This is a genomic window from Dyella halodurans (assembly GCF_026283925.1).
Classification (GTDB): domain Bacteria; phylum Pseudomonadota; class Gammaproteobacteria; order Xanthomonadales; family Rhodanobacteraceae; genus Dyella; species Dyella halodurans.
On record NZ_JAPDPF010000002.1, the window covers coordinates 550,550 to 575,144 of the forward strand.

Genomic DNA, 24,595 nt, shown 5'->3' on the forward strand with positions numbered 1-24,595 from the left:
GGATACTCCGAACGGAGTGAGACTGTGGGGAAGACATGAGCGGCTCAGTGCGCGTCCGCGGACGGCGCAGACGGGGGAACCACCTTGCGCATCAGCGGCACCATCACGGTGGCCACCGCAAAGCAGAGCATGATCACCAGGAACGCATCGGCATACGACAGCGTCTGCGCCTCGCGATAAGCGAGCAACCACAACTGGTGCAGGGCGCCATCATCCGTGCCATCGACAGCCTGCCCAAGTTCCGTGAGGCGACCGCCGGTCTGCGCCAGCCACTGGCCCATGGCTTCGTTCGTGCTGTTGAGATGCTCGGCGAGGCGATAGAAGTGCAGATTGGTGCGATCGTTGAGGATGGTCGCGCAGACGGCGATGCCGATGGCGCCACCCAAGTTACGCATCAGGTTGAACAAGCCGGAGGCAAGCTTCAGTCGCGCCGGCGCCAGGCTGCCAAGCGTCAGCGTCACCGTCGGCGGGATTGCCAACTGCTGCGCCATGCCGCGCAAGGCCTGGGGTAGCAGCAACTCGTGAGCGCCCCAGTCGTGCGTGATCGGACTGAAGTCCCACATCGATATGGCAAACAGCGCCAGCCCTGCCATCAAAATCCAGCGCAGGTCGAAACGTTGCGCCAGGTACGAATACAACGGGATGGTGAGAATCTGGAATACGCCGGTCGAAAATACCGCCTCGCCGATTTCCAGCGCGCTGTAGCCGCGTACACGACCAAGGAACAACGGGGTCAGGTAGATGGTGGCGAACAGCCCGATGCCGGTGACGAATGAAAAGAAGCAGCCGAGCGCGAAATTGCGATCGCGCAGTGCGCTGAGGTCCACTACCGGATGATCGTAGGTCAGGCTGCGGACGATAAAGCCCACGCCAGCCACACCGGAAATCCATGCCGTGGTCAGAATCGTGGCATCGCTGAACCAGTTCCAGCGCGGCCCTTCTTCCAGCGTGTATTCAAGGCAGCCAAGAAACGCGGCGAGCAGCACCATGCCGACATAGTCTGCGCGACGCAGCAACGACAGGTCGGGCGCATCGATATTCACCAGCAGCGGCACCGCGACCGCGACGAAGATGCCTGGAATCAGGTTGATATAGAACAGCCAGTGCCAGGACGAGTGGTCGGTGATCCAGCCACCCAGGGTCGGGCCAAGCGTCGGCGCCAACGAAGCCAGCGCACCGATGGTGGCTGCGGCAACGACACGCTGCTTGTTGTGGAAGAACACGAAGGCCGTGGTGAACACCATCGGAATCATCGAGCCACCCAGGAACCCCTGGAGGGCGCGGAACACGATCATGCTCTGGATATTCCAGGCCAGGCCACACAGCATGCTGGTGACCGTGAAGCCGGCGGCGGAAGCCGCAAACAGCCAGCGCGTGGAGAACACCCGCGACAGCCAGCCCGACAGCGGAATGACCACAATCTCGGCAATCAGGTAGCTGGTCTGCACCCACGCGGTCTCGTCCGTGCCGGCCGAGAGCCCGCCGCCGATATCGCGCAGCGACGCCGACACGATCTGGATATCCAGCAACGCGATGAACATGCCCACGCACATGCTGGCAAACGCGAAGATCTTCTGCGCCATGTTCAGTGCCGCTGGATCCATCGGCATGGCATAGCGCGCGGCCGTGGTGTTCATGGGGCGCTGGCCTGGCGGGCGGCACGCGTGTCGACATCGGCGACTACGGACAGGCCCGGACGAAGCACGCCTAGCGCGTCATCCCTGGGATCAAGCACGACGCGCACTGGCACGCGCTGCACCACCTTGGTGAAGTTGCCGGTCGCATTTTCCGGGGGGAGCACACTGAACTGCGCGCCCGTGGCCGGCGCCAGGCTGCCCAGGTGACCGTGGAACACCCTGCCCGGCATCACGTCCGCACGCACGTCGACGACCTGGCCGGCCTGCATGCGCGCCAATTGGTCTTCCTTGAAGTTGGCATCCACCCACAGGCCGTGTGCAGGCACCACCGAGAGCAGTTGCGTGCCCGCAGCAGCAAAAGCGCCGACTCTTGCACGCCGATTGCCAATCACGCCGTCGACGGGTGCGCGCAGTTCGGTGTAATTGACGTTGAGTTGCGCGATGTCCCGCTCCGCCCTGGCCTGCTGCAAGGCGGCCAGCGCCTGCTGCTTCTGCGAGGCGATAACGTCCAACTGCCGCTGCGCGGCAATCTGCGCGGCCTGGGCTTTTTCCGTATTGGCCTGGGCGGTCTTGTAGGTGGCGTCGGCGCGCTGGGCGCTTTCGATGGAAACGGCCGAGCGGCTGGAGAGGTCGCGGTAACGCGTTTCGTCATCGCGCGAGCGGACGAATTCCGCATCTGCCGCGGTGACGCCAGCCTTGGCCTGGCTGATGACCGCCTGCTGCAGGCGTTCGGTGGCCTCGAGATTGGCCAGCAAGGCTTGCTGGGCTGCCACCGCGCCATCCGCCTTGGCCAGCGCCGCCCGGTAGTCACGATCGTCAATCTTCACCAGCAGATCGCCGGCATGCACGACCTGGTTGTCCGTCACCGCCAGTTGCGTGATGTAGCCGGAGACCTTCGGCCCGATGACGGTGACATCGCCACCGACATACGCATCGTCCGTGCTTTCAATGAATCGCCCTACACCCCACCAGTGCACGCCATAGATCACGCCGGCGACCAGGGCCACGCCAAGGGCCGCACGCAAGGCGAGTTTTCGCCGGCTTCGGGGCACCGGGGCGACCTCGGGCTCCACCTCGGGAGGCACCTCCACACGCTTGACGACCGTGACGCTGCTCATCGGAAAACTCCAGCTCTAGTTTGGGAATCACTTGTCGTCGCCGCGCCGTTCGCGGCGCTGGCGACTGAGTTCAATGCGGGCGCGCATGCGCTCGTTGGCGGCAGGGCCCGCCTGCAGGACATGGCGCCCGCGCGATAGCGGCTCACCGGTATGTGCATCGACCATCACGGGCTCGACGTCGCGCCCGGTGTGCACGTCTGTCAGCTGCGTGCTCACGCCTTCAGGCGCGAAATGACGGTTGCCCCAGGCCAGCAAGGCGATCAGCACCGGACGAAAGTCCTCGCCGGCCGGCGTAAGGACGTATTCGTAACGCACCGGGCGATCCTGGTAAGGACGGCGAACCAGCAGCCCGCTCTCCACCAGTCCGCTCAGCCGCCGACTCAACATGTTGGGCGCGATGCCCAGGCTTTGCTGGAATTCGTCGAAGCGGGTGAGGCCGTAAAACGCATCGCGGAGAATCAGCATGCTCCACCACTCGCCTACCCGCTCAAGGCTGCGCGCAATGGCGCATTGCATACCCTCGAGGCTCTTGCGTTGCATGACTGAAGACCTGCGGCCATCAATAAGCTGATGGTCATCATATAATCAGTCACTATCGTTATGCAAGTAACTAGTTGTGAAAGAGGCGTCAAGACGGGAACGTCGCCGCTGAGCCTGCACGACGGGCGTGCCACCCACGGGCGATCCGTCCGGAAGATGCGCTTTATTTCGCGGACTGAGCCAAGGCGAGCGCTGCCCGGCGCCCTTGCGCGAGCAGCTCATCGGACATGGCCGGATCGCTCACCGCGCGAGCCAGCATCAGGGTGCCGACCAAGGAAGACAGCACAGCCATGGCGATGCCATGGCGCTGCTTGGGCGTCAGGTTTCCGGGCAGCGCGCCGGCGATCAGCGCCGTCGTTTGCGCCGTGCCCTCGCTAAACGCCTCTCGCAGCGACTCCGATCCGCGTGCGATTTCGGCGGAGAGAGCGGCCGCCACGCAGCCCTCGGCAACCCGGTTGCGGTGCGACGCGCTGAGATAGGTGTCGATCAGCGCTTCGATGCCGCCATGTTTCGCACGCTCGAGCGCCTTGCGCAAACGCTCGTAGGTCCCTTGCCAGGCGAGCATGATCGCCTCGCGCGCGAGATCGTCCTTGGATTCAAAGTGATTGTAAAAACCACCCTGGGTAAGCCCGATGTCGCTCATCAGGTTGGCGACGCCGACGGCAGCAATGCCTTCCCCGCGAAAACGCGCGGCGGCAGCCTCGATGATCCGCTGGCGGGTGGCTTCTTTGTGACCCTTGTCGTAACGCATGGTTTAACTCCTCCCCCTACATACCCGAACCGACACGCAGCCAGTTTCATCCAAAGTCGCTGATCCACGCTGGACCAAGGTCACCCATGAGCTCGGTCCAGGCGTGTAGCCACCGCCACGAGATGGCCAACATTCACGCCAACAGCCGATCCATCAGGCCTCCAACTCAATGGCGATCGCCGTGGCCTCGCCACCACCGATGCATAGCGAGGCTACACCGCGACGACCGCCCGTATGGCGCAGAGCATGCAACAAAGTCACCATCAGGCGAGCGCCGGTAGCGCCAATCGGGTGGCCCAGCGCGCAGGCACCGCCATGCACGTTGATCTTGTCGCGTGGAATGCCCAGCTCTTTCGACGCCATCATCGGCACGACGGCAAACGCCTCGTTGATCTCGAACAGATCGACGCTGTCCGTGCTCCAATCCAGCTTCTGCAGCAGTTTCTGGATCGCTGGAATCGGCGCCGTGGTGTACCAGGCCGGGTCCTGCGAATGCGTCGCGTGCCCTTTGATGGTCGCCAGGATGGGCAGGCCTGCCTGCTCGGCGATCGAACGCCGGGTCAGGATCAGGGCTGCCGCACCATCAGCGTTGGCCGAAGCACTGGCTGCGGTAATCGTCCCGTCGGCGCGAAAGGCCGGCTTGAGCGCGGGAATCTTCTCGGCGGATACCTTCTGCGGGTGCTCGTCGTGCTCGATCCACACGCTGCCATGCTTCGCCGGCAGCTCCACGGGCACGATTTCATCGCGGAATGCGCCACTCGCGATGGCTTGCTGCGCCCGCTTCAGCGTCTCGATGGCCCAGGTGTCCTGATCGTCCCGGCTGAATCCATAGGCCTTGGCGGCCACCTCACCGAAGTCACCCATCGGGCGCCCTGTTTCGTAAGCGTCCTCCAGGCCGTCGCGCATCATGTGGTCAAGGATCTGATCGTGGCCGACACGGTAACCGCTGCGTGCCTTGCTCAGCAGGTAAGGTGCGCCCGACATGGACTCCATGCCGCCGGCGACGACGATATTCGCCGACCCGGCACGGATAAGGTCATGGGCCAGCATCACCGCCTTCATGCCAGAACCACAGACCTTGTTGACGGTTGTCGCGCCTACCGCGTCCGGCAGGCCAGCGGCGCGTGAAGCCTGGCGTGCCGGAGCCTGACCCTGCCCCGCCGGCAACACACAACCCATCAGCACTTCATCCACTGACGCAGGATCTACGCCGGCCCTGGCGATGGCTGCGCCGATGGCCAGCGAGCCAAGTTTATGAGCGGGCTGACTTGCCAGTTCGCCCAGGAAGCGGCCAAGCGGGGTGCGTACGGCCGATACGATGACAACAGGATCGATGGTGGTCATGAGAGATTCGCAGAGTGAAGGAATGGCTGTTGCGTGCAGCCTCATGGCTTGCTCGCGGACGCGTCTGTCCAACGCCTCGATCCAGCGGGCACGCGCCGCGCCGGACCGAGCCGTGGGGCTCTCGCAAACCATAATATGATGGCGGTAATTTTATATTAAAGAGGCGCGACTCGTGGCCAGGCGGCATCCGCGCCGCATTCACCGCGCTGCTGGAGAAGAGATGATCGGAGGGCGACGTGTAACGCCTTCAACCCCGAGGCGGCGCAGCGGTGATGGAGCGTCGAAGCGCCGCCAACGGCGCGCCGTCATCGAAGCGAATGTCGCCGTCCACTTCGGAAATGCCCAATTGCTGCAGGGCGTGATCGAGATCGACGTGAACCGGACGGTCCTTCATGTCGTTGTATAAAGCCATCAGAACATCCAGCCGCACCGCGGCGTCACCCGCCGCCAGCACCTGTTCGACTTCCCAGTACGTCGTATTGCCACCGCTCGCCCGGTTGATTGCACGTAGCGCGTCCTGCAGTCGATAGCGCCCCGCGCTCTTCTCGTAGATGGCAATTTCTGCAAGCAGCCAGAACATCGCTCCGCCCCAATACGTGCGGCCCCAGGTATGCGTGTGATCGAGGCCCTCGTCGCCAGGACCAGGCTGGCCCTTGGACATGTCTTCGACCGCCCAGCGCCACACCTCCTGCGGCGTGATCTGTCCTGCCTGCGCCCGCGCAATCGGCTCGACATAGGTTGCATTGCCCTCCAACAGCCATTCACTACGCCGAGGCACGTTCGGCAAGGCGAGATGAACCATTTCGTGGACCAGCACCCAGTCATTGCGGAACTTGGCCTCGCTTGCGTCGGCACCGACATGCAGGCGCATAGCCGAGCTTTCCATGCCGTAAGTCGTTGCCGGGCCAACGTGGTCGCCCTCCCCGCCAATGACCAGCAGGCCCACGCGCTGCACCGGGAAACGACCGAAATAGGTGGAGACGGCGACGGCACTACGCTGGATCCAGGCAGCGACACGGTCCCGGTCCAAGGCGGAAGAGCCCTCCGCGAACACCACGAAGATGTCGCCGCCACCGATCGCCAGCTTCAGGTCGGGGCGGCCACGCAATGCCGCATAGACATCGCGCGCATCGTCGTAGCTTTGCGCAGAGACCGCGATGGACGGCAAGCATGCGGCGGCCACACCGCCAACGATGACACCGAGAACTTGCCTGCGATTCATCACGATGCACCCAAGCCTGGATCCGTTGCCCGCGCAAACAGCGACCATGCCACTGCGACGCGCAAGGTGGCGTCAACGAGGAACGCATGCCTGGGACACGTCGAACCAGGCCCCCACGGCGATCAATGCGCCAGGCGCTCGAGCACGATGTCCAACAAGGCACGCAAGCGCGCAAGGCGTCGCAGGTCATGGTGGTAACCGACCCAGGTATCCCGCGACGGCGGGTCTTCGCCAAGCTCGATACGCTCGAGCCCGGCAAAACCATCGCCCAACGGTCGAGGCAGAACGGCCACTCCAACACCCTGGGCGCACATCTGGGCCTGGATGAGGCGGGCATTGCTGCGCACGGCAACATGCGCACGCGGCAACAGGCGTTGCAGCCAGGCAACGTCCGGCATGCTGCCAAACGCCGTATCCATGGTGACCAGGGCGACATCCGCACCGTTGCCTGCCTCCGGATGCGCCGAGCCTGCACGGGTATAGAGCCCATACGGCATGGACAGCAGCTTGCGTGACACGATGTCCGGCTCTTCAAACGGCTTGATGCGAAAGGCCAGGTCCGCCTCGCGGCGTGAAAGATCCAGGAAGCGTGCATCGGTCAGCAGTTCAATCGTCACCCGCGGATGGGCGCGTGAGAACTCCGCCAGCACCGGTGTCAGCACATAGGCGCCGAACCAATCCGACGATGTGATCCTCAGCAGACCATCCAGCAGTTGTTCCTGGCCGGCCAATTGCCGCTGGAATGCCAGGGCTTCCTCCTCCATGCGTTCCGCATGAGCGAGCACCGCCGCGCCTTCATCGGTCATCACGAAGCCGTCATTCGTGCGCTGGAACAGTTTCTGCCCTACTGCCTCCTCCAGCGCGCGCAGGCGCCGACCCATGGTCGGCTGCGTCTGCCCCAGTTTGCGGGCCGCCGCGCCCAGGGTGCCCTCGCGGGCCACGGCCAGAAAGACACGAAGGTCATCCCACTCCATAAACAACTCCTCTCGCCGCGATGGACCAAGCTGCCGTGTACCGATACGGCCTGCACACCATGCATTTATGCATGGGAAGAATGCAATTTCTTGAGTTCCCATGCAAAAGGAATGGGCATAGCTTAGTCGCAGCTCCCTTATCGAGGCCTTGGCCATGAATACCGCGAACACCATGCACGCCGCCGTTCTGGAAACCCATGGCGGGCCGTTTCGCCACACCACGATCGCCCGCCCGCTTGTCGGCGCCGGGCAGGTCCTGGTGCGCGTCAAGGCGAGTGGCGTCAATCCGCTGGATCTGAAAATCCGCGGCGGCAACGCGGCACATGCCCGACACCCGCTGCCGGCCATTCTCGGGATCGATCTCGCCGGCGTGGTGGTTGCCGTCGGCCCGGGCGTGACCACGTTTCGCCGCGGTGACGAGGTCTACGGCATGACTGGCGGCGTCGGCGGCGTGCAGGGATCGCTGGCCGAGTACGCCGCCGTCGATGCCGAGCTGCTGGCGCTGAAGCCCACCAACTTCAGCATGCGTGAGGCCGCCTCACTGCCGCTGGCCTTCATTACGGCATGGGAAGGCCTGGTCGACCGTGCGCGCGTCGGCGCGGGACAAACCGTGCTGGTGCAAGGCGGCGCCGGCGGCGTAGGAACCATGGTGATCCAAATTGCACGAGCGCTCGGGGCCAGCGTGTTCGCCACCCATGCTGCTTCCAGCGCCGACGTCATTGCCCGCCTGGGCGCAACGCCAATCGACTATGCGCGCTGCACGGTCGAAGAGTATGTAGCGACCCATACCTCGGGCCGTGGCTTTGATGTCGTCTATGACACGGCAGGCGGCGTGAGCCTGGATGCATCGTTCAAGGCGGTGAAGCGTTTTGGCCACGTGGTCAGTTCACTGGGCTGGGGAACGCATGCACTCGCGCCGCTTTCGTTCCGTGCCGCCACGTATTCAGGCGTATTCACCTTGCTGCCGTTGCTGACCGGTGAAGGCAAGGCCCATCATGGCGAGATCCTGCGCGAGGCCACGCGGCTTGCCGAGCTGGGCACCTTGTTGCCGCGACTCGATCCACGCCGCTTCGACCTGAACTCCGTTGGCGACGCCCACGAACTGCTGGCGTCGCGCCAGGCGCAGGGAAAAGTCGTCATTGATGTCGCTGGCTAGAGCCTGCCTCGCCAGTGACAGGCCAACGGTACCTGATGGCCCGCTGGCAACAGCGCTGGTGCCGCCCTCAGCTGGGCTTGGCCAGGCTCTGCAGCGTCGTCGGCAGCAACTCGGCGATGGTTGGATGGATATGCACGGCATGCGTCACGGTGCGATAGGGCGCCTTGGCATACATGATGTCCAGCAGGCAATGAATGGCTTCATCACCATTCACGCCAAGGATGGCGGCGCCCAGCAGTTGCTCGCTTTTGCCATCCACGACCACTTTCATGAAGCCGAGGGTTTCGCCACGCTCGACGGCGCGCCCCACGCGGGTCATGGGACGGACGCCGACAAGCACGTCATGCCCGCTGTGCAAGGCTTCCTGTTCGGACATGCCGATGCGCGCCAAGGGCGGATCAATGTATAGCGCATAGGCCAGGATGCGATCGGAAATGCGACGTGGCTCGTGGTCCAGCAGATTGGCGGCGACGATCTCGTAGTCGTTGTACGAGGTATGGGTGAAGGCGCCCTTGCCGTTGCAATCCCCCATTGCCCAGATGCCTTCGACATTGGTTCGGCACTGATCGTCCACCACGATATAGCCATGCTCGTTCGTCTTCACGCCGGCCTTGTCCAGTCCCAGCGTATCGGTATTGGGTTGCCGACCGACGGCCAGCAAAAGGTGCGTGCCCTTCACCTCCATGCGCGGGTCCGCACATCGGGCCACCACGCTCAGATCGCCCGCCTTGCCATGCAGCTCGATGCACTCCGCGGCCAGATGCAGGGTGATGCCTTCCCGCTGAAGAATGTCGACGATGGCAGCCGATACTTCCGGATCCTCATGAGGAAGCAGGCGTTCGCTGCGCTCGACGATACTCACCCTGGAACCAAAGCGGCGGAACATCTGCCCGAACTCCAGCCCAATATAGCTGCCGCCCACGATCACCAGATGCTCCGGCAGCTCGCGCAGATCCATGATCCCCACGTTGGTCATATAGGGCACGGTATCGATGCCCGGAAAATCCGGCATGGTCGCGCGACCTCCCACATTGAGAAAGATCTCGCCTGCTTCGATCAACTGGTCACCGACACGCAGGGCATGCGGCGATTCGAAAGCCGCATGGCCACGCAACAAGGTGACATTCGGCATGCCGGCCAGCCAGGCCTCGACGCTGCTGCGCGAGCCATCGGAGATGCCGCGCGTGCGTTTCCATACACGCTCCATGGCGACACTCACGTCGCCGGCACGGTCGACGCCATAGTCAGTTGCGCGACGCCCCATATGCGCCACATAAGCGCTTGCCACCATCGACTTGGTGGGAATGCAGCCGGTGTTGACGCAGGTGCCACCCACCAGTTTGCGCTCGATCACCGCGACCTTGCGACCCGACTTCCCGAGGCGCTCCGCCAGCGACGGACCGGCCTGCCCCGCGCCCACCACCACTGCGTCGAATTGCTGTCCCATCGCACTCGCCCCGAGGAAGAATCGGGCAAGCGTGGCACCATGCGAAGCAAGGAAGCGTCAACGCAGGCACTTCATCCGCCGGCTCGCCGCGTGAGCTGGCGGACGAAATGCCCTCGGGGCCGTCCTCAGGACTCGATATGGCCGAACAGCTTGTGCACGATGAGCCAGCGCCCGTTGTGCCTCAGCAGCGACAGTACGTTGAAGTAGCGCTGCCCAAGCATCTCCACGCGCGCCGTGACACTGGCCACGCCATCCAACACATTGATCGAGATGGCACTCATCGTCTGTCGCTCGCCCAGCGCATGCGGGCTTTTCCGAGAGGCCACGGCCTCGATGTATTCCTCGGCCGAGCGCACGCGTAGCTGGCCCTGGACGTTGTCGCTCACTTTCGCCTCGGCAAGGAAGACGGCACGCAGGCCGTCAGCGTTTCCCGTATAGATACTGTCGAAGTAGGCATGCATCACGCCCAGGACGGCATCATGGCTGCTCATGCGTAGCGGACTCGCTGCTTGGTGGCATCGGGCGCCAACGCCTTGACGCTGGTTTCAATCAGCGAACGCAGCTCGCCGGCACCGACGAAACCCGTGACCAGGTTGTAGAGTTTGCTCCCATCCTCCAGCAGTAGTGCCGGGAAACTGGAGATTCCCCATCGGCGCGCCTGCAGGAAGTCTTCTTGTGTCGCTGCGACGGTTTCGCGCTCCCGCCACACGGCGAGAAACGCCTCGGCCGTGGTCGGAAAACCAAGGCGTGTCATGGTCGCCGCCACGATGTCGGCCAACACGGCACCGTCGGTGATATCCAGGCCGTCGGCATAGAAGCCGTGCTGGATGGCCCGGAACACACTCAACTGGTCAATCGATGGCGCCATCAAGCGAGCCGCGACGACCGCCCGGCAGGCCGGCTCCGTGTCGTAAACGAAGCCCGTGCGCGCCTTGAAGGCCTCGCGGTCAAACGGCAATCCACTCGCCGCCTCGACCCGCGACCAGTGGCCCAGTCGAAATTCACGCTGGGCCAGCGTCAGCGGCTCCGTCGCCCCAGCGCCGACACCGCCGACGACGATATCGAGCGAGAGCTCAGGAAACCCGCCCTGCACTTCGGCCAATTGCTTGCCGAAGCCGTAGCACCAGGAACACATCGGATCGCCGACAAAGATCAGTTTCATGTGATGAATCCAGAAAGTGGCTAGGGGTATGGTTTGTCGCTGCCGGCACCAGGATCGGAGCCAGCCTGTTGACTGGGCCGACACTCTATTTGTGCTTCGATCACGGATAAATATGCTTCAATGCAATTCATTTGATGCGTGGTGTAACAGATCATGCCCAGGCGGTTTGACGACATGGCGCTCGGCAGCATCGAGCTGTTTTGTCTGGCGGCCGAACTTGGCGGCTTCACCGCGGCCGCGGCCACGGCAGGCGTGACGCCGGCGGCCGTGAGTCGATCGGTCGCCAGGCTGGAGGAGCGCATGGGCGTGCGCCTGTTTGTGCGAACGACGCGACACATGCGCCTGACCGACGCTGGCCGCGTGTATTACGAGCAATGTCGACAGGCGCTCGACCAGTTGGTGGAGGCGGAAAGAGTCGCCGCGGGTGAGCAACTGCATCCTGTCGGCACGTTACGCATCAGCGCGCCGACGACGTATGCGCATTACCGGCTGCTTCCCTTGCTGCCGGAGTTTCGCGAGCTCCATCCCGAAGTACGCGTCGAGATCCACGTGGGCAACCGCAACGTGGATTTTTCCGAGGAAGGCTTCGACCTGGCCATCCGCGTGCGCTCGCCCGGAGACTCCGGGCTTATCGTGCGCCACCTGGAAGATGCGGCACTCGTCGTGGTCGGCTCGCCGACCTATCTCGCACGCCGCGGCACCCCGAACAGCCTCGACGACCTGCGCGAGCACGACTGCATCCAGTTCGACCTGCCCAGCAGCGGTCGGCGCATCACCTGGCTGTTCAAGGACCAGGGCAACGACATCGAACTGCGCACCGAGGGTGGCTACTCCCTTTCCGAGGATGTTCTTGGTGGCGTGACGCTCGCCCGGCACGGCGCTGGCCTGTTTCAGACCTATCGCTTCGTGGTGGAAGGTGATCTTCGCGCCGGGCGTCTGGTCGAAGTCCTGCAACAAGCCTCGGGGCGCTCGCGTCCCTTCAACCTGCTGTACCCCTCGAGCCGACACGTGCCGTTTCGCGTGCGGAGTTTCATCGACTTTCTGGTCAACAAGATGACCTGAGCCGCCGCCCCCAGGGCTGGCAATACATCGCACGGCGAGCTTGTTACATCGCGTATCAACAGAAGTACCGTGAAGCCCACACTGCCTTGGCATGGACGGGAATAGAATCGCCCCTTCGCATTACTGACTTGTCTCTGCCGGAGGACACATGTTCCATCTCTATACCTGGAAGACGCCGAACGGGCGCAAGCCGGCGATTGCGCTGGAAGAGCTGCAACTCGATTACGTCGTGCATGCGGTGGATATCAATAACGAGCAGCAATTCCAGCCGGAATTCGTGGCCATCTCACCGAACAGCAAGATTCCGGCCCTGGTCGATGATGCGAATGGCCTCAAGATCTTCGAGAGCGGCGTCATCCTCGAGTACCTGGCTGACCGCACGGGAAAGCTTCTGCCCACCAGCGGTGCAGCGCGCTACGAGACCTTGCAATGGTTGTATTGGCAGGTCGGCGGACTGGGCCCCATGTTTGGTCAGCTGGCGTTTTTTGCGAATCGCGCGAAGGAGAAGATCCCACTCGCGATCGAACGTTATCTCACTGAATCCAATCGCCTGCTCGACGTGCTCGAGCGCCGTCTTGCCGCTTCGCCCTATGTGGGAAGCGAGGATTACAGCATCGCCGACATCGCCATTTACCCGTGGGTGGTCTCGGTGATCAACAACATCCCGCAGCTGCTGGGCGACTTGGCAGCGACGCGGCCAGCACTGAAACGCTGGATGGACAGCGTTGCCGCGCGCCCCGCGGTGGTCAAGGGCATGGCTGTCCTCAACGACTACACGCCCGATGCACGCATCGCCTGATGCGTGCATCCCTGCGCACAGCAAAGGAGCTTCGCCGCCGCGCGTCACCGTAACAACCCATGATCAAGGGTCCAGCCCATGAGACGAATCGCCTTCCTCATGGCTTGCGCCATCGCCTGCGCAAGCCCCCTCACCGCAACCGCGGTCAGTCACGATAGTGCTCGCCCACCCGCAGGTGATGTCATGACTAGGTATCGAACGGTCAATGTCCAGGGCTTGAACATCTTCTATCGCGAAGCGGGCGATAGCCACGCGCCCGCGGTGCTCTTGCTGCATGGCTTCCCTTCTTCATCGCGGATGTACGACAAGCTGATGCCGGTGCTGGCGCAGCGATTTCACGTGATCGCGCCCGACTATCCGGGCTTTGGTCATTCCGATGCGCCGCCTCCCGAGACGTTCGCCTATACGTTTGACCACCTGGCAGCCGTCATCGATGCGTTCACGCAGCAACTAGGCATCCAGCACTACGCACTATTCGTCCAGGATTACGGTGGCCCGGTCGGGTTTCGCCTGGCGCAGATGCACCCCGAGCGGATCGCGGCAATCGTGGTACAGAACGCGGTGGCGCACGAAGAGGGCCTGGGTCCGTTGTGGACGACGCGCCGTCAGTATTGGGCCAACCGCGAGGCGTACGCCGACAAGCTCCGCGCCAACCTGATTTCGCTCGAGGCGGCAAAACAGCGGCATGTCGGCACGGATCCTGATCCCAGCCTATACGATCCCGATGCATGGACCGACGAATTTGCCTTCCTCAGTCGTCCGGGCGAGGGCCGTATCCAGGAAGACCTGTTCTACGACTATCGCACCAATGTTGCGTCGTACCCCGCCTGGCAGGCTTACCTGAAGCAGCACCACCCGCCCATGCTCGTCGTGTGGGGAAAATACGATCCATCGTTTACCGTGGCCGGCGCATCGGCTTACCAGAAAGACGTCCCTGACGCTGAAGTCCACATCCTCGATGCCGGACATTTTGCGATGGATACCAAGGCGCAGGAGGTGGCCGACCTCACGCTGCAATTCCTGAATCGGCAGCGCGATCACATGGTCCGCATGGCCGGCGAAGGCCGCTGAGGGTCGGCTGGCAACCCTTGGGCAAGGCCAGGTCGATTGCTGCGTGGCCCGGAAGACTGACTTCCGCCAGCAAGGTGTTCACTGAAGCTGCCGATGCGCCCAGAGTTGAGTGCGTTCTCCACGCAAGAGGCACTGTAGCGACATGAACCACGATGACGAAAAGGTCTTACTGATCACCGGGGTAAGTTCGGGTTTTGGCCGCGCCTTCGCCGAGGCGGCGGTGGCAGCGGGTCACCAGGTCATCGGCACCGTCCGCCGCGAGGATGATCGCGCACCGTTCGAGGCCATCGCCCCGGGGCGCGCCCGCGCCGTGGTGCTCGACGTCACCGATTTCGCTGCCATCGATGGGATCATCGCCTCGTTGCTGGAGGCATTCGGTCGCATCGACGTACTCATCAACAACGCTGGCTACGGTCACGAAGGCGTGCTGGAAGAGTCGCCGCTGGACGCCATGCGCCATCAGTTCGAGGTCAATGTCTTTGGCGCCGTCGCCATGATGAAGGCCGTGCTTCCCGGCATGCGCGAGCGGCGCTCCGGCCATATCATCAATATGTCGTCGATGGCGGGCTACACACCGCTGCCTGGCGTTGCCTACTATGCGGGCAGCAAGTTTGCGCTCGAAGGCATCACCGGCGTGCTGGCCAAGGAAGTGGAAGGCTTTGGCATCAAGGTGACGGCGATCGCGCCCGGTTCGTTTCGCACCGACTGGGCGGGTCGCTCGATGATCCGCAGCGAGCGCAGCATCGCCGACTACAACGCGCTGTTCGACCCCATCCGCAAGGCGCGCGAGGACAAAAGCGGCAAGCAGGCCGGCGACCCGGTGCGCGCTGCCCAGGCGCTGTTGCAGTTGATCGATGCGAAGCGGGCGCCGGTGCATCTGCTGCTCGGCAGCGACGCACTCAAGCTGGTCCGCGGACATCTTTCAGATCTCCAGGCGCAGATCGACGCCTGGGAGCCCGTCAGTCGCTCCACCGACTTTGCCTGAGGGATTGAGCATGGATTACCGCTATCTCGGCCGCAGCGCCCTCAAGGTGTCGCCGCTGTGCCTGGGCGCCATGATGTTTGGCGGTGAAACCGACGAGGCCACCGCGAAGCGGATCATCGACAAGGCGTTCAAGCAAGGCGTGAACTTCATCGATACGGCCGACGTCTATCGCGCCGGCAAGTCGGAAGAGATCGTCGGTCGCGCCGTTGCCGAACATCGCGATGCCTGGGTGGTGGCGACCAAGTTCGGCTTTCACACCGGCCGCGCTCCGAACGAGCGGGGTCAATCCCGTAAATGGATCTACCAGACGGTCGACGCGAGCCTCAGGCGCCTGGGCACCGACTATATCGACATCCTGTATTTTCATCGGGCCCTGCCCGGCCTGCCGCTGGAAGAAGGCGTGCGCGCCGTCGGCGACCTGATCCGCCAGGGCAAGCTGCGTTATTTCGGCGTATCCAATTTTCGCGGCTGGCGTATCGCCGAGGTGGTCCGCATCGCCGACCAGCTCGGCATGGATCGCCCGGTGGCCAGCGAGCCGCTCTACAACATCGTCGACCGCACCGCCGAGGTCGAACAGTTGCCGGCGGCCGCGCATTACGGGCTCGGCGTGGTCTCCTACTCTCCTCTCGCCCGTGGCGTGCTGAGCGGAAAATATCAGGTCGGCGCGGCGCCGCCACCGGGCAGCCGCGCCGGCCGCGGCGATAAACGCATCCAGCAGACCGAGTGGCGCCCCGAGTCGCTCGAGATCGCGCAGAAGATCGCCGCGCATGCCGCCGAACGTGGCACCACGCCCGTCGCATTTGCCCTGGCCTGGGTATTGAAGAATCGCCTGGTCAGCGCGACCATCGCCGGCCCTCGTACCGAGGCGCATTGGGATAGCTACATCGAGGCGTTGAAGGTCCAGCTCGGGCCCGAGGACGAGGCGTTCATCGATGGCCTGGTGCCGCCAGGCCATGCCTCCACCGCAGGCTATACCGACCCTCAATACCCGATCGAGGGACGGCAGGCGCTGTAACCCTCGGCAAGCGTCAGCTGTAGGTGCGCATGCCGCGCAGACCGCCGGCGAGTGAATAAGCCTCGCGCAATCCGTTGGCACGCAGAAGACGCGCCGCGTGCCCGCTGCGCTGGCCACTCGCGCAAACCAGCAGTGGGCGACACGTGGTCAACTCGTTCGCGCGAGCGAGGACTTGGGCAGACGGAATACTCAGCGACGGTACGCCAGGCAAGGGATCGAGCGCGATCTCAGCGGCTTCACGCAGGTCGACCAGGGTGAAGCCGGAGGCAATCGCATCCTCCAGCCTATCGAAGACGAGATCGACATCAGCCTGCTCGCGCGCCAGCGCCAAGGCCGCGCGCGCCACCTCGGCGCAGCCGCCATGCAAGGCACAACCCTGGGCGGCATCGATGGGCAGTCGCTGCATGTTGAGGTCGAGCAGGTTGACCAGCAGCAAGGCGTCTGCTTGCGGACGCGGCAGGTCGAGCAGGATTTTCAAGGCCTCGGCCGCCTGCAGCGTGCCGAGCACGCCGGGCACCGGGCCAAGCACGCCGGACTGCACGCAACTGCCGACGGTCTCCGGCGCCGGCGCCTGCGGCCACAGGCAACGCAGGCATGGCATGCCTGGCCGCGCCGCAATCACCTGCAACTGCCCCTCGTACTGGTACACGCTGGCCATGATCAGTGGCGTGCCACTCAGCACGGCAGCGTCGCTGCTCAAATAGCGGCTGCGCATATCGTCGGTGCATTCCACCACCAGGTCGAATTCGCGGAACACCTCCAGCGCGTCACTGGCGCGCAGGGGTTCCGTCCAGGTGCGTACCTTCACCGCAGGATTCAGCGCCGCGAGACGACGGGCGGCCAGATCCACCTTGCGTTCGCCAATGTCGCGCGCGTCGTACATCGTCTGTCGATGCAGGTTGCTTGCATCCAGACGATCGCCGTCGACGATGCCCAGCGTTCCCACGCCCGCACCCGCCAGGTAGCTGAGCACCGGACAACCCAGACCACCGGCACCGATGACCAGCACCCGCGATGCCGCCAGCTTCGCCTGCCCTGCGTCACCTACCTCGCGCAGGCGGGTCTGGCGCGAGTAGTCGGGTACGAAGGCCTTCGCGTGGTCGTGATGCACGTGAGGCGGGTGCGCTTTGTGTTCGTGTTCGTGCTCGCGATACACATGGGTGCAGGCCACCCACTCGGACGCGCCGGTGAGATAGTGTTCCTTCTTCCAGATCGGTAGCCGATGCTTGATCTCGTCGATGATGTAGCGGCAGGCGCGGAACGCCTCGTCGCGATGCGGCGCGCATGCCCCTACCCATACCGCCAGGTCGCCAACCTGCAGATGCCCCGTACGATGCATGCAACGCGCATCGGTAACGCCGTAACGGGCCATCGCTTCCTCGAGGATGCGTTCGCCTTCCACCTGGGCCAGCTCGGCATAGGCCTCGTACTCCAGCCCATCCACCTCGCGCCCCTCGTTGCTGTCGCGCACCCAGCCTTCGAACGCGCAAAACCCGCCGCTGCCGGGGTGCTTCAACGTATCGTGCAGCAAGCCGGTGTCAACGGGTTCGGCTGAAAGACGAAAGCGCATCATCCACCTGCCACCGGTGGAATGAAGACGATCGTATCGCCATCGCGCAGCGGGCGATCCCATGCGCTGAACTGCGCATTGACCGCCACCTTGAGTACCTCGGCCGCCAGCGAGAAGCCACGACGCAAGCGCAGCTCCTCATACAGCTCGCGCAGCGACGAAGCAGCGGTGTTCACCTGCTCTCCGCTCATGCCGGCTTGTTCGCGCAACTGTGCGTAATACTGCAGATGCACCAGGATCATGCCAGCGTCTCCAGGCGATGCTGCATGGCCTCACGCTCCTCCGGTGTATTGACGTTATCCAGAGCCGCGCCGGGCGTCGGCAACAAGCGTGCACTCGATTGCATGAGTGCCTTGCGCGGGCAGTAGCTGCCGCTTTCATAACGTTGCCTGAGCAAACCATGGCTGGCCGGCTCCCAGATCGCGCAGAGCGGCTCGGGCAGTCCGTCATGGCTGCTGGCAAAGGCGGTAGCCGCCACCGCGGGGTCGCGGCGCGTCACCAATAGCTGCAAGGTGGCTGTGTCCAGCAGCGGCAGGTCGCAAGCCAATACCAGCCACGCCGCTTCGGGATATTCGTCCTGTGCTGAAAGAATCCCCGCGGCCGGACCGATCGCTTCATAACGATCGAGGATCAGCGGCAGACCGGCACGCAGCGGGTCATCGCGCTGCGTGTCGCGGGCCGATACAAAAGCGCGCTCCGTCACCGCTTGCAGCAGGCGCCACGCGCGCAGCAATTGCGGCTCGCCGCGATAGGCCAATGCCGCCTTATCCTGCTGCATGCGACGACTGGCGCCGCCCGTCAGCAGCAGTCCGTAAAGCGGAGGCACCTTGGACTGTCCGTTCATGGCGTTTCCATTGCATCCGTCCCGATGTCGTGCTTGCCGCCGGTCTTCTTCAGCAGGCGGATATCGCCGATCACCATATCGTGCGACATCGCCTTGCACATGTCGTAGATGGTCAAGGCAGCGATGCTGGCGCCGGTCAGTGCTTCCATCTCCACGCCGGTACTGCCGCGGCACGACACGGTGCAGTCGATCAGTGCATCGTTGTGTTCCATGCGAATGGCGATGTCGCAACGATCCAGGCTGAGCGGATGGCATAGCGGAATCAGCTGCGGCGTGGCCTTGGCACCCATCACGCCGGCGATCTGCGCCACCGTCAGCACGGCACCCTTGGGCGTGACGTAGCCGGCGGCGTGCAGCGCCTGCGCCACCTCGGCAGGGAACGTAAGCCTTGCCCGCGCCTGGGCCGTGCGCTGCGTCACCGGCTTGGCGCCGACGTCGACCATGCGCGGCTGCTGTGCCTCGTCGACATGGGAAAGCTTGGCGGGAGGAAGGCTCACATCAGGCTCCGAAAGCGGGGCGGGTCAGGTGGAACATTATCGACCTGGTAGGCAGCAGTGGCATTAAGAAACCGTCTAGCCGCCGATGTAATGCATTTCGATCTTGTGCCGCTTCTTGCCATGGCGTTCGGCGCGCTCCTCGCTGTAACGGTCGTTGCGGCCCAGCCACACCTCGCGCAGGCGTTGCGTCAACGCCTCGTCGCTGGCGCCACCACGCAGGGCAGCCCGGAAATCCGTGCCCTCGGTAGCGAACAGGCAGGTGTACAACATACCTTCCGATGACAGCCGCGCGCGGCTACAACCACCACAGAATGGCTGGCTGATCGAGGAAATCATGCCGATCTCGCCTGCACCATCGAGGAAGCGATAACGCGTAGCCACCTCGCCCGGGTAGGTCGGCGGCACGGCGCGCAGCGGCCAGCGCGCGTCGATCAGCGCGATCAGTTCCTGCGACGGCACCACGTCCTCGATGCTCCAGTCATTGCGATTGCCCACATCCATGTATTCGATGAAACGCACGACGATGCCGCTGCCGCGAAAGCGCTCGACCAGGTCGGGCACGGTATGTTCGTTGACGCCACGCTGCACCACGGTATTGAGCTTGACCCCATGCGGGAAGTCCGCCGCCCGGGCGGCTTCGATGCCGGCCATCACGTCGTCCAGTGCGCCCCGCCCACCGCTCATGCGATGGAACAGGGCGGGATCGAGCGTATCCAGGCTGACGGTGACACGATCGAGTCCAGCGTCACGCAGTTCCCTGGCGTGCCGGGCCAACAGCACGCCATTGGTGGTCAAGGCCAGGTCGGTGATGCCTGGAATGCCGCGCAAACGCGCCACCAGCTCGGCCAGATGCGGCCGCAACAAAGGCTCGCCGCCGGTGAGGCGCAGCTTGCTGACGCCCAGCGCGGCGGCCAGGCGGCATAGCCGCTCGATCTCGTCGAAGCTCAACCGCTCGTCGTTGCGCAGGAAGCTGAAGTGCTCGCCATAGGTCGTTTCGGGCATGCAATACGGACAGCGGAAGTTGCAGCGGTCCATCACCGAAATGCGCAGGTCGTGCAGGGGTCGACCGCGCTGATCCCGCGGCAATGCCGTCGCTGTGTCGTCGCTGGCCTGGAACAGGTTCATGTCACCACCGATGGAACTCGACCACGCTGCCCGCCGGCACGCGAGCGTTGCCAGGCGGCAGCTGCACGACACCGTGCGTGTGCGGCAGCGCGGAGAAATCGCCCGACGTGCGCGCCGGCACTGGCCTGGCCACGCTCCGGCCCTGCGCGTCGGTTTGCACGTAGGCGGGCACGAAACAGGTCAGCATGGGGTTGGTATCCACCTCAGCCTCAAGCCGGACGACTTCGGTCGGCGCCGGCTTCATGCCCAGCGAAACCAGCAGGGCCGGCTTGACATAGCGGATGGCGCAGACCAGCGCAGACACCGGGTTGCCCGGAAGCGCAAAGACTGCCTGTTGCCGCGGCCCAATGCCAAACCACATCGGCTTGCCGGGCCGTTGGGCAATGCGATGAAACACGCGCCGCACGCCGAGCGCATCCAGTGCCGCCGGCACATAGTCGCGCTGCCCCATCGACACGCCGCCCGACAGGATCAGTACGTCGTGTTCGCCCAGCAGGCGGGTCAGCCGGTCCTGGGTGGCGGCGACATCGTCGGCAATGTGTTCCAGCGCGATACGATCGAAGCCATGCAGTCGCAACGCGGTGGCGATGGCGATGTCGTTGGAACGCCGAATCTGCCCTTCGCCCAGCGACGAGCCCACGTCCACCAGCTCATCGCCGGTCGAAACGATGGCAATGGATGGCGTCTTGCCCACTTCAACACTGGCCAGGCCGTTCGCGGCAAGGAGCGCCGCTTCGGGCGCACCGATGCGCATGCCAGCCTCAAGCAGCCGGGTTCCGGCCACGCAGTCCGAAGCGCGCGCATGAATGAATTGCCCGCGGCTGGGCTGGTAACCATCGATGAGCTGGTAATGCGCCGAGTCGCGGCGAAGCTGCTCCACCGGAATCACGCAATCGCAACCGATCGGCAACATGGCGCCGGTGGTGACTTCGATACAGCCCGTCGCGTCAGCAAGCGTCTGCATCGACATGCCAGCCATCTGGGAACCGGCCAGGGTGAACTCGCGCGGCAGTGACGCGCTCCAGCGCACCGCGATGCCATCCATCATCACGCGATCGAACGGCGGGTGATCGTGCTCGGCATGGACTGCCTGGCGCAGGATGCGGCCAGCGGCCCGGTCCAGCCTGATGCGCTCACTGCCGAACGACGGCATGTGTTGCGCGATCAGGGCTTCCGCCTCGGCGATGCTGAGCAACTCGGTCAGGGACATGGCAATGCGCGGTTGTAGCCGGTGGCACCCAGGGGGCAGCGCTGCCAAGGATTATGGTGAGCGCCCTGCAGGATCACAACCGCGCCAGCTCACGCGCCCAGGGCCACGGCTTTGACCTGCGCCCAAATCTGGTTGCCAGGCGCCAGCCCCAGAGCGTGCCAGGATCGGCGGGTGATCCGTGCGAGCAGGATGCTGCCCCCCGCATCCAGCTGTACCAGGCATTGCGAGGGATGGTCGGCGTCGGCCATGGCCAGGATGCGGCAAGGAATCTGGTTCAGCGCACTGCTTCCTGCCACGGGTGCGCGGGCCAGCACGATGTCGCGCGCACCGATGCGGCAGCGCAAGGCCTGGCCGACGACTTCGTGGCGATAAGGCAGCCACAGCTTGCCGCCCGAAAAGGCCAGCTCGATCAGCTGGTCGTGCGCGTCGTAGCCGGTCACCCTGCCCTCGATCACGGCGCCGACCGCCTCGCCCAGCGCCGGCGGCAGATCCAGGCGGGTCAGCGTCGCCTGCAGCGGCCCCTGGGCCACCACATGTCCGGCATCGAGCAAGACCAGGTGATCGGCCAGGCGGGCCACCTCGTCAATGTTGTGGCTCACGTAGATCATTGGCACCGCGAGCGAGGCGTGCAGGCTTTCCAGGCAACCGAGCAGTTCGGAGCGGGCGGCCACGTCCAGTGCCGACAAGGGCTCGTCGAACAACAGCAAGGCCGGATCGGACAGCAAGGCGCGCACCATCGCCACTCGCTGGCGCTCGCCACCGGACAGCGTGTCGACGCGTCGATCGAGCAAGGCACGCAGACCAAAGCGGTCGATCAGCCCTTCGCGATCGACATGCGCCGGCCGACCGGCACGTCGAAAGCCAAAATCGAGATTGCCCGCGACGGATCGGTGCTCGAACAGGCTCGGTTCCTGGAAGACATAACCCAGTCGCCGCCGGTGCGGTGGCACGAAGACACGATGGGCGTCGTCCTGCCAGACCTGCTTGCCGAAGGTCACCCGGCCCCGGCCACCACGCTCGAGCCCGGCGATCGCGCGCAGGCAACTCGTCTTGCCCGCGCCGGACGGACCAAACAGCGCGGTGATGCCGCGCGGTGGCAGGTCGAAGTCGACATCCAGGGCGAGTGCGCCTTGGCGCCACGCCAGCTTGGCGTACAAGCCATGCTCGGCTTCAGGCACGCGCGTGCCTGCGCGAGCGCAACAGCGACGTGGCCAGCAAGGCCACAAACGAAACCAGCAACAGGCAAAGCGACAAGACATGCGCCTGGTGATACTCGCCGGCCTGGACGTGATCGTAGATGCGCATCGAGACCACCCGGGTCAGGCCCGGAATATTGCCGCCGATCATCAACACCACGCCGAATTCGCCCACCGTATGCGCGAAACCCAGCACGGCTCCGGTAACTACGCCGGGCAGGGCCAGCGGCAGTGCCACCGAGACGAAGCGGTCCAGCGGCCCCGCACCCAGGCATGCGGCCACTTCCAGCGGCTGCCGGCCAATGGCGTCGAAAGCGTTGTGCAGCGGCTGCACCACGAAGGGCAAGGAGTACAGCATCGAGGCCACCACCAGGCCCTGGAACGTAAATGGCAGGGTCGCCAGACCGAGCGCCGCCATCAACCGTCCCACCACACCGTGGGGACCAAGCAGCATCAACAGGTAGAAGCCGAGCACCGTCGGCGGCAACACCAGCGGCAGTGCCACCACGGCGGCGATGGGTCGCCGCCAGCGTGAACGCGTTTGTGACAGCCACCACGCCAACGGCGCACCCAGCAGCAAGAGCAGTACGGTTACCGTGGTGGCCAGCCGCAAGGTAAGCCAAAGCGCCTGCAGATCCTCGCCGGACAGTAGGGACACGGCGCTCAGTGCTCCCCGGTGTCAGGAAGATTGAAGCCGTACTTGGCGAAGATCGCCCGCGCATCCTCACCCTGCACGTAGGTCGCAAAATCCTGTGCCAGCGCATTATCAGCACCACGCTGGGTCAGCACAAAGCTCTGCTGCAGGGGTTCGTACAACGAGGGCGGCACCAGGATATAACTGCCCTTGCCGGTCCACGCCCGCGCCAGCGACTCGGCGATGATGCCGACCTGGGCATTGCCGCTCTGCGCAAACTCCGCCGTCTGCGCAATGTCATTGCCGAACACCAGGCGCGGCTGCAACGCGTCCCACACGCCTGCTGCGCGCAAGGCCTGCTCGGCCCGCTTGCCGTAGGGTGCGTGTTGCGGATTGGCGATCGCGATACGCCCGAAGGAGGGCTGCAGCAGGTCGGCCACGCGCACTTCGCTCATGTCGAAACTGGCGCTCCACAGCACGAGGTGTCCGTAAGCGTAGGGCACGGGCTGGCCACTGGCCTTGCCTTCGGCCACCAGTCTCTTCGGGTAACTGCTGTCTGCCGAAAAGAACAGGTCGAACGGGGCGCCTTCTTCGATCAGCGTCAGCAGATTGCCGGACGAGCCGTACGCCACGTCGATCCTGCTATCGGGGTGGCCCTGCTTATAGGCATCCACCAGTGTGTTCATCACCCCATTCAGATCGGCCGCCGCCGCTATCGTGATGTGATCATCGTCCGCTGCTGCGGGCGTCCACGGCAACAGCGTCATGCTCAAGGCCAGCAGTCGAAGCAAGAAAAGGCGAGTCATACGATCCCATCTCCATTTGCGTCCATCGTGTCGGCGTGCTGAGAGTAGCCCAACCGAAGCGTATGCGGATTGCCTACGACGACCGGCGTCGGCGCACGCTTTCGCGAACGTCGACATCGAACAGCAGCTTCAGCGCATCAGCGTCGCCTGTGCCGGCCAGGATGAACTTCAAGCCTTCCCGGGTAGGCAGCCGCCGCGCATGATCGCGCACCGCGGCCTCGGGAATCTCGATCTGCCAGGTGTCGGCCCGCCCCGAGAAACTGGCGGTATCGCCTGCGCCCAGCCGTACCGTGCAGGTCAAGGTGAAAGCCTGTGCAAAGGCCGTGCGCGACACCAGGGCATCGCCCGCCATCAACGTGGCCAGCTCAACCTCACCGATGCGGACGCGCAGGTTCTGGCCTTCGATCTGCAGTTTCATGCTGGTGTTCCC

26 protein-coding genes and 1 pseudogene are annotated in these 24,595 nt (G+C 64.2%); 6 read left to right on the plus strand and 21 right to left on the minus strand.

Features of this window, described 5'->3' with window-relative positions:
* Positions 1-44: 44 nt before the first annotated feature.
* The 7 genes from OUZ49_RS06040 to OUZ49_RS06070 all read right to left on the minus strand — a co-directional run bounded on the left by OUZ49_RS06040 (position 45) and on the right by OUZ49_RS06070 (position 7,586).
* The gene (locus OUZ49_RS06040; RefSeq protein WP_266149129.1) at positions 45-1,637 is read right to left on the minus strand and encodes a DHA2 family efflux MFS transporter permease subunit; all 1,593 of its coding nucleotides are present in this window, start codon (positions 1,635-1,637) and stop codon (positions 45-47) included.
* Complete coding sequence (locus tag OUZ49_RS06045; RefSeq protein ID WP_266149131.1) at positions 1,634-2,755, minus strand: HlyD family secretion protein; 1,122 nt, start codon at positions 2,753-2,755, stop codon at positions 1,634-1,636. The genes OUZ49_RS06040 and OUZ49_RS06045 overlap by 4 nt, the downstream gene beginning before the upstream one ends.
* Before the next feature lie 27 nt (positions 2,756-2,782).
* Entirely contained in the window at positions 2,783-3,295 is a 513-nt protein-coding gene (locus OUZ49_RS06050; RefSeq protein ID WP_266149133.1) for a winged helix-turn-helix transcriptional regulator, read from the minus strand.
* A 163-nt stretch (positions 3,296-3,458) separates the two neighbouring features.
* Complete coding sequence (locus tag OUZ49_RS06055) at positions 3,459-4,046, minus strand: TetR/AcrR family transcriptional regulator (protein WP_266149135.1); 588 nt, start codon at positions 4,044-4,046, stop codon at positions 3,459-3,461.
* Positions 4,047-4,199: 153 nt separating this feature from the next.
* A complete protein-coding gene (locus tag OUZ49_RS06060) occupies positions 4,200-5,381 on the minus strand; it encodes an acetyl-CoA C-acyltransferase (RefSeq protein ID WP_266149394.1) in 1,182 nt (393 codons plus the stop codon).
* A 256-nt stretch (positions 5,382-5,637) separates the two neighbouring features.
* Positions 5,638-6,612 carry a gluzincin family metallopeptidase gene (locus OUZ49_RS06065; RefSeq protein WP_266149137.1) on the minus strand — a complete coding sequence of 325 codons (975 nt, stop codon included), beginning with the start codon at positions 6,610-6,612 and terminating at the stop codon, positions 5,638-5,640.
* 122 nt (positions 6,613-6,734) lie between these two features.
* A complete protein-coding gene (locus OUZ49_RS06070; RefSeq protein WP_266149138.1) occupies positions 6,735-7,586 on the minus strand; it encodes a LysR family transcriptional regulator in 852 nt (283 codons plus the stop codon).
* Between the two features lie 154 nt (positions 7,587-7,740).
* Here OUZ49_RS06070 and OUZ49_RS06075 point away from each other — a divergent pair, with 154 nt between their 5' ends.
* Positions 7,741-8,742, plus strand: coding sequence for a zinc-dependent alcohol dehydrogenase family protein (locus OUZ49_RS06075; RefSeq protein ID WP_266149140.1), 1,002 nt, complete (start codon positions 7,741-7,743; stop codon positions 8,740-8,742).
* Positions 8,743-8,809: 67 nt separating this feature from the next.
* On the opposite strand, the gene OUZ49_RS06080 is transcribed toward OUZ49_RS06075, so the two are convergent.
* The 3 genes from OUZ49_RS06080 to OUZ49_RS06090 form a co-directional block, all read right to left on the minus strand.
* Positions 8,810-10,189: an FAD-containing oxidoreductase gene (locus OUZ49_RS06080; protein ID WP_266149142.1), complete on the minus strand. Its 1,380-nt coding sequence runs from the start codon at positions 10,187-10,189 to the stop codon at positions 8,810-8,812.
* A 125-nt stretch (positions 10,190-10,314) separates the two neighbouring features.
* Positions 10,315-10,680 carry a nuclear transport factor 2 family protein gene (locus OUZ49_RS06085; protein WP_266149144.1) on the minus strand — a complete coding sequence of 122 codons (366 nt, stop codon included), beginning with the start codon at positions 10,678-10,680 and terminating at the stop codon, positions 10,315-10,317.
* Positions 10,677-11,351 (minus strand): DsbA family protein, encoded by a 675-nt coding sequence (locus OUZ49_RS06090; RefSeq protein WP_266149146.1) that lies wholly within the window; start codon positions 11,349-11,351, stop codon positions 10,677-10,679. Before OUZ49_RS06090 ends, OUZ49_RS06085 begins: the two co-directional genes overlap by 4 nt.
* Before the next feature lie 153 nt (positions 11,352-11,504).
* On the opposite strand from OUZ49_RS06090, the gene OUZ49_RS06095 reads away from it, so the two are divergent.
* The 5 genes from OUZ49_RS06095 to OUZ49_RS06115 all read left to right on the plus strand — a co-directional run bounded on the left by OUZ49_RS06095 (position 11,505) and on the right by OUZ49_RS06115 (position 16,283).
* A complete protein-coding gene (locus tag OUZ49_RS06095) occupies positions 11,505-12,413 on the plus strand; it encodes a LysR family transcriptional regulator (RefSeq protein WP_266149148.1) in 909 nt (302 codons plus the stop codon).
* A gap of 148 nt (positions 12,414-12,561) precedes the next feature.
* Complete coding sequence (locus OUZ49_RS06100) at positions 12,562-13,212, plus strand: glutathione S-transferase N-terminal domain-containing protein (RefSeq protein ID WP_266149150.1); 651 nt, start codon at positions 12,562-12,564, stop codon at positions 13,210-13,212.
* A 183-nt stretch (positions 13,213-13,395) separates the two neighbouring features.
* Positions 13,396-14,283: an alpha/beta fold hydrolase gene (locus OUZ49_RS06105; protein WP_266149151.1), complete on the plus strand. Its 888-nt coding sequence runs from the start codon at positions 13,396-13,398 to the stop codon at positions 14,281-14,283.
* Positions 14,284-14,425: 142 nt separating this feature from the next.
* Positions 14,426-15,268, plus strand: coding sequence for an oxidoreductase (locus tag OUZ49_RS06110; RefSeq protein ID WP_266149152.1), 843 nt, complete (start codon positions 14,426-14,428; stop codon positions 15,266-15,268).
* A 10-nt stretch (positions 15,269-15,278) separates the two neighbouring features.
* Positions 15,279-16,283: an aldo/keto reductase gene (locus OUZ49_RS06115; RefSeq protein WP_266149153.1), complete on the plus strand. Its 1,005-nt coding sequence runs from the start codon at positions 15,279-15,281 to the stop codon at positions 16,281-16,283.
* Positions 16,284-16,296: 13 nt separating this feature from the next.
* Here OUZ49_RS06115 and OUZ49_RS06120 read toward each other — a convergent pair whose 3' ends face one another.
* The 11 genes and pseudogenes from OUZ49_RS06120 to OUZ49_RS06165 form a co-directional block, all read right to left on the minus strand.
* Positions 16,297-17,454 (minus strand): HesA/MoeB/ThiF family protein, encoded by a 1,158-nt coding sequence (locus tag OUZ49_RS06120; RefSeq protein WP_323134914.1) that lies wholly within the window; start codon positions 17,452-17,454, stop codon positions 16,297-16,299.
* Positions 17,452-17,856, minus strand: a pseudogene (locus tag OUZ49_RS20950) (molybdenum cofactor biosynthesis protein MoaE); the annotation flags it as partial. The pseudogene OUZ49_RS20950 and the gene OUZ49_RS06120, both read right to left, overlap by 3 nt.
* Positions 17,853-18,095, minus strand: a complete 243-nt coding sequence (locus tag OUZ49_RS06125; protein ID WP_266149155.1) for a MoaD/ThiS family protein — start codon at positions 18,093-18,095, stop codon at positions 17,853-17,855. The gene OUZ49_RS06125 and the pseudogene OUZ49_RS20950, both read right to left, overlap by 4 nt.
* The gene (locus OUZ49_RS06130) at positions 18,092-18,697 is read right to left on the minus strand and encodes an NTP transferase domain-containing protein (protein ID WP_266149156.1); all 606 of its coding nucleotides are present in this window, start codon (positions 18,695-18,697) and stop codon (positions 18,092-18,094) included. Before OUZ49_RS06130 ends, OUZ49_RS06125 begins: the two co-directional genes overlap by 4 nt.
* Positions 18,694-19,194 (minus strand): cyclic pyranopterin monophosphate synthase MoaC, encoded by a 501-nt coding sequence (gene moaC / locus OUZ49_RS06135; protein ID WP_266149158.1) that lies wholly within the window; start codon positions 19,192-19,194, stop codon positions 18,694-18,696. Before moaC ends, OUZ49_RS06130 begins: the two co-directional genes overlap by 4 nt.
* A 75-nt stretch (positions 19,195-19,269) precedes the next feature.
* A complete protein-coding gene (gene moaA / locus OUZ49_RS06140; RefSeq protein WP_266149159.1) occupies positions 19,270-20,319 on the minus strand; it encodes a GTP 3',8-cyclase MoaA in 1,050 nt (349 codons plus the stop codon).
* A 1-nt stretch (position 20,320) separates the two neighbouring features.
* Positions 20,321-21,529 (minus strand): molybdopterin molybdotransferase MoeA, encoded by a 1,209-nt coding sequence (locus OUZ49_RS06145; RefSeq protein ID WP_266149160.1) that lies wholly within the window; start codon positions 21,527-21,529, stop codon positions 20,321-20,323.
* A gap of 89 nt (positions 21,530-21,618) precedes the next feature.
* Positions 21,619-22,707 (minus strand): molybdenum ABC transporter ATP-binding protein, encoded by a 1,089-nt coding sequence (modC, locus tag OUZ49_RS06150; RefSeq protein ID WP_266149162.1) that lies wholly within the window; start codon positions 22,705-22,707, stop codon positions 21,619-21,621.
* On the minus strand, positions 22,700-23,383 hold the full coding sequence (gene modB, locus OUZ49_RS06155) for a molybdate ABC transporter permease subunit (protein ID WP_266149164.1): 684 nt from the start codon (positions 23,381-23,383) through the stop codon (positions 22,700-22,702). The genes modC and modB overlap by 8 nt, the downstream gene beginning before the upstream one ends.
* Positions 23,384-23,388: 5 nt before the next feature.
* Complete coding sequence (gene modA / locus OUZ49_RS06160) at positions 23,389-24,165, minus strand: molybdate ABC transporter substrate-binding protein (RefSeq protein WP_266149166.1); 777 nt, start codon at positions 24,163-24,165, stop codon at positions 23,389-23,391.
* Between the two features lie 73 nt (positions 24,166-24,238).
* A complete protein-coding gene (locus OUZ49_RS06165) occupies positions 24,239-24,583 on the minus strand; it encodes a hypothetical protein (protein ID WP_266149168.1) in 345 nt (114 codons plus the stop codon).
* Between the last annotated feature and the right edge of the window lie 12 nt (positions 24,584-24,595).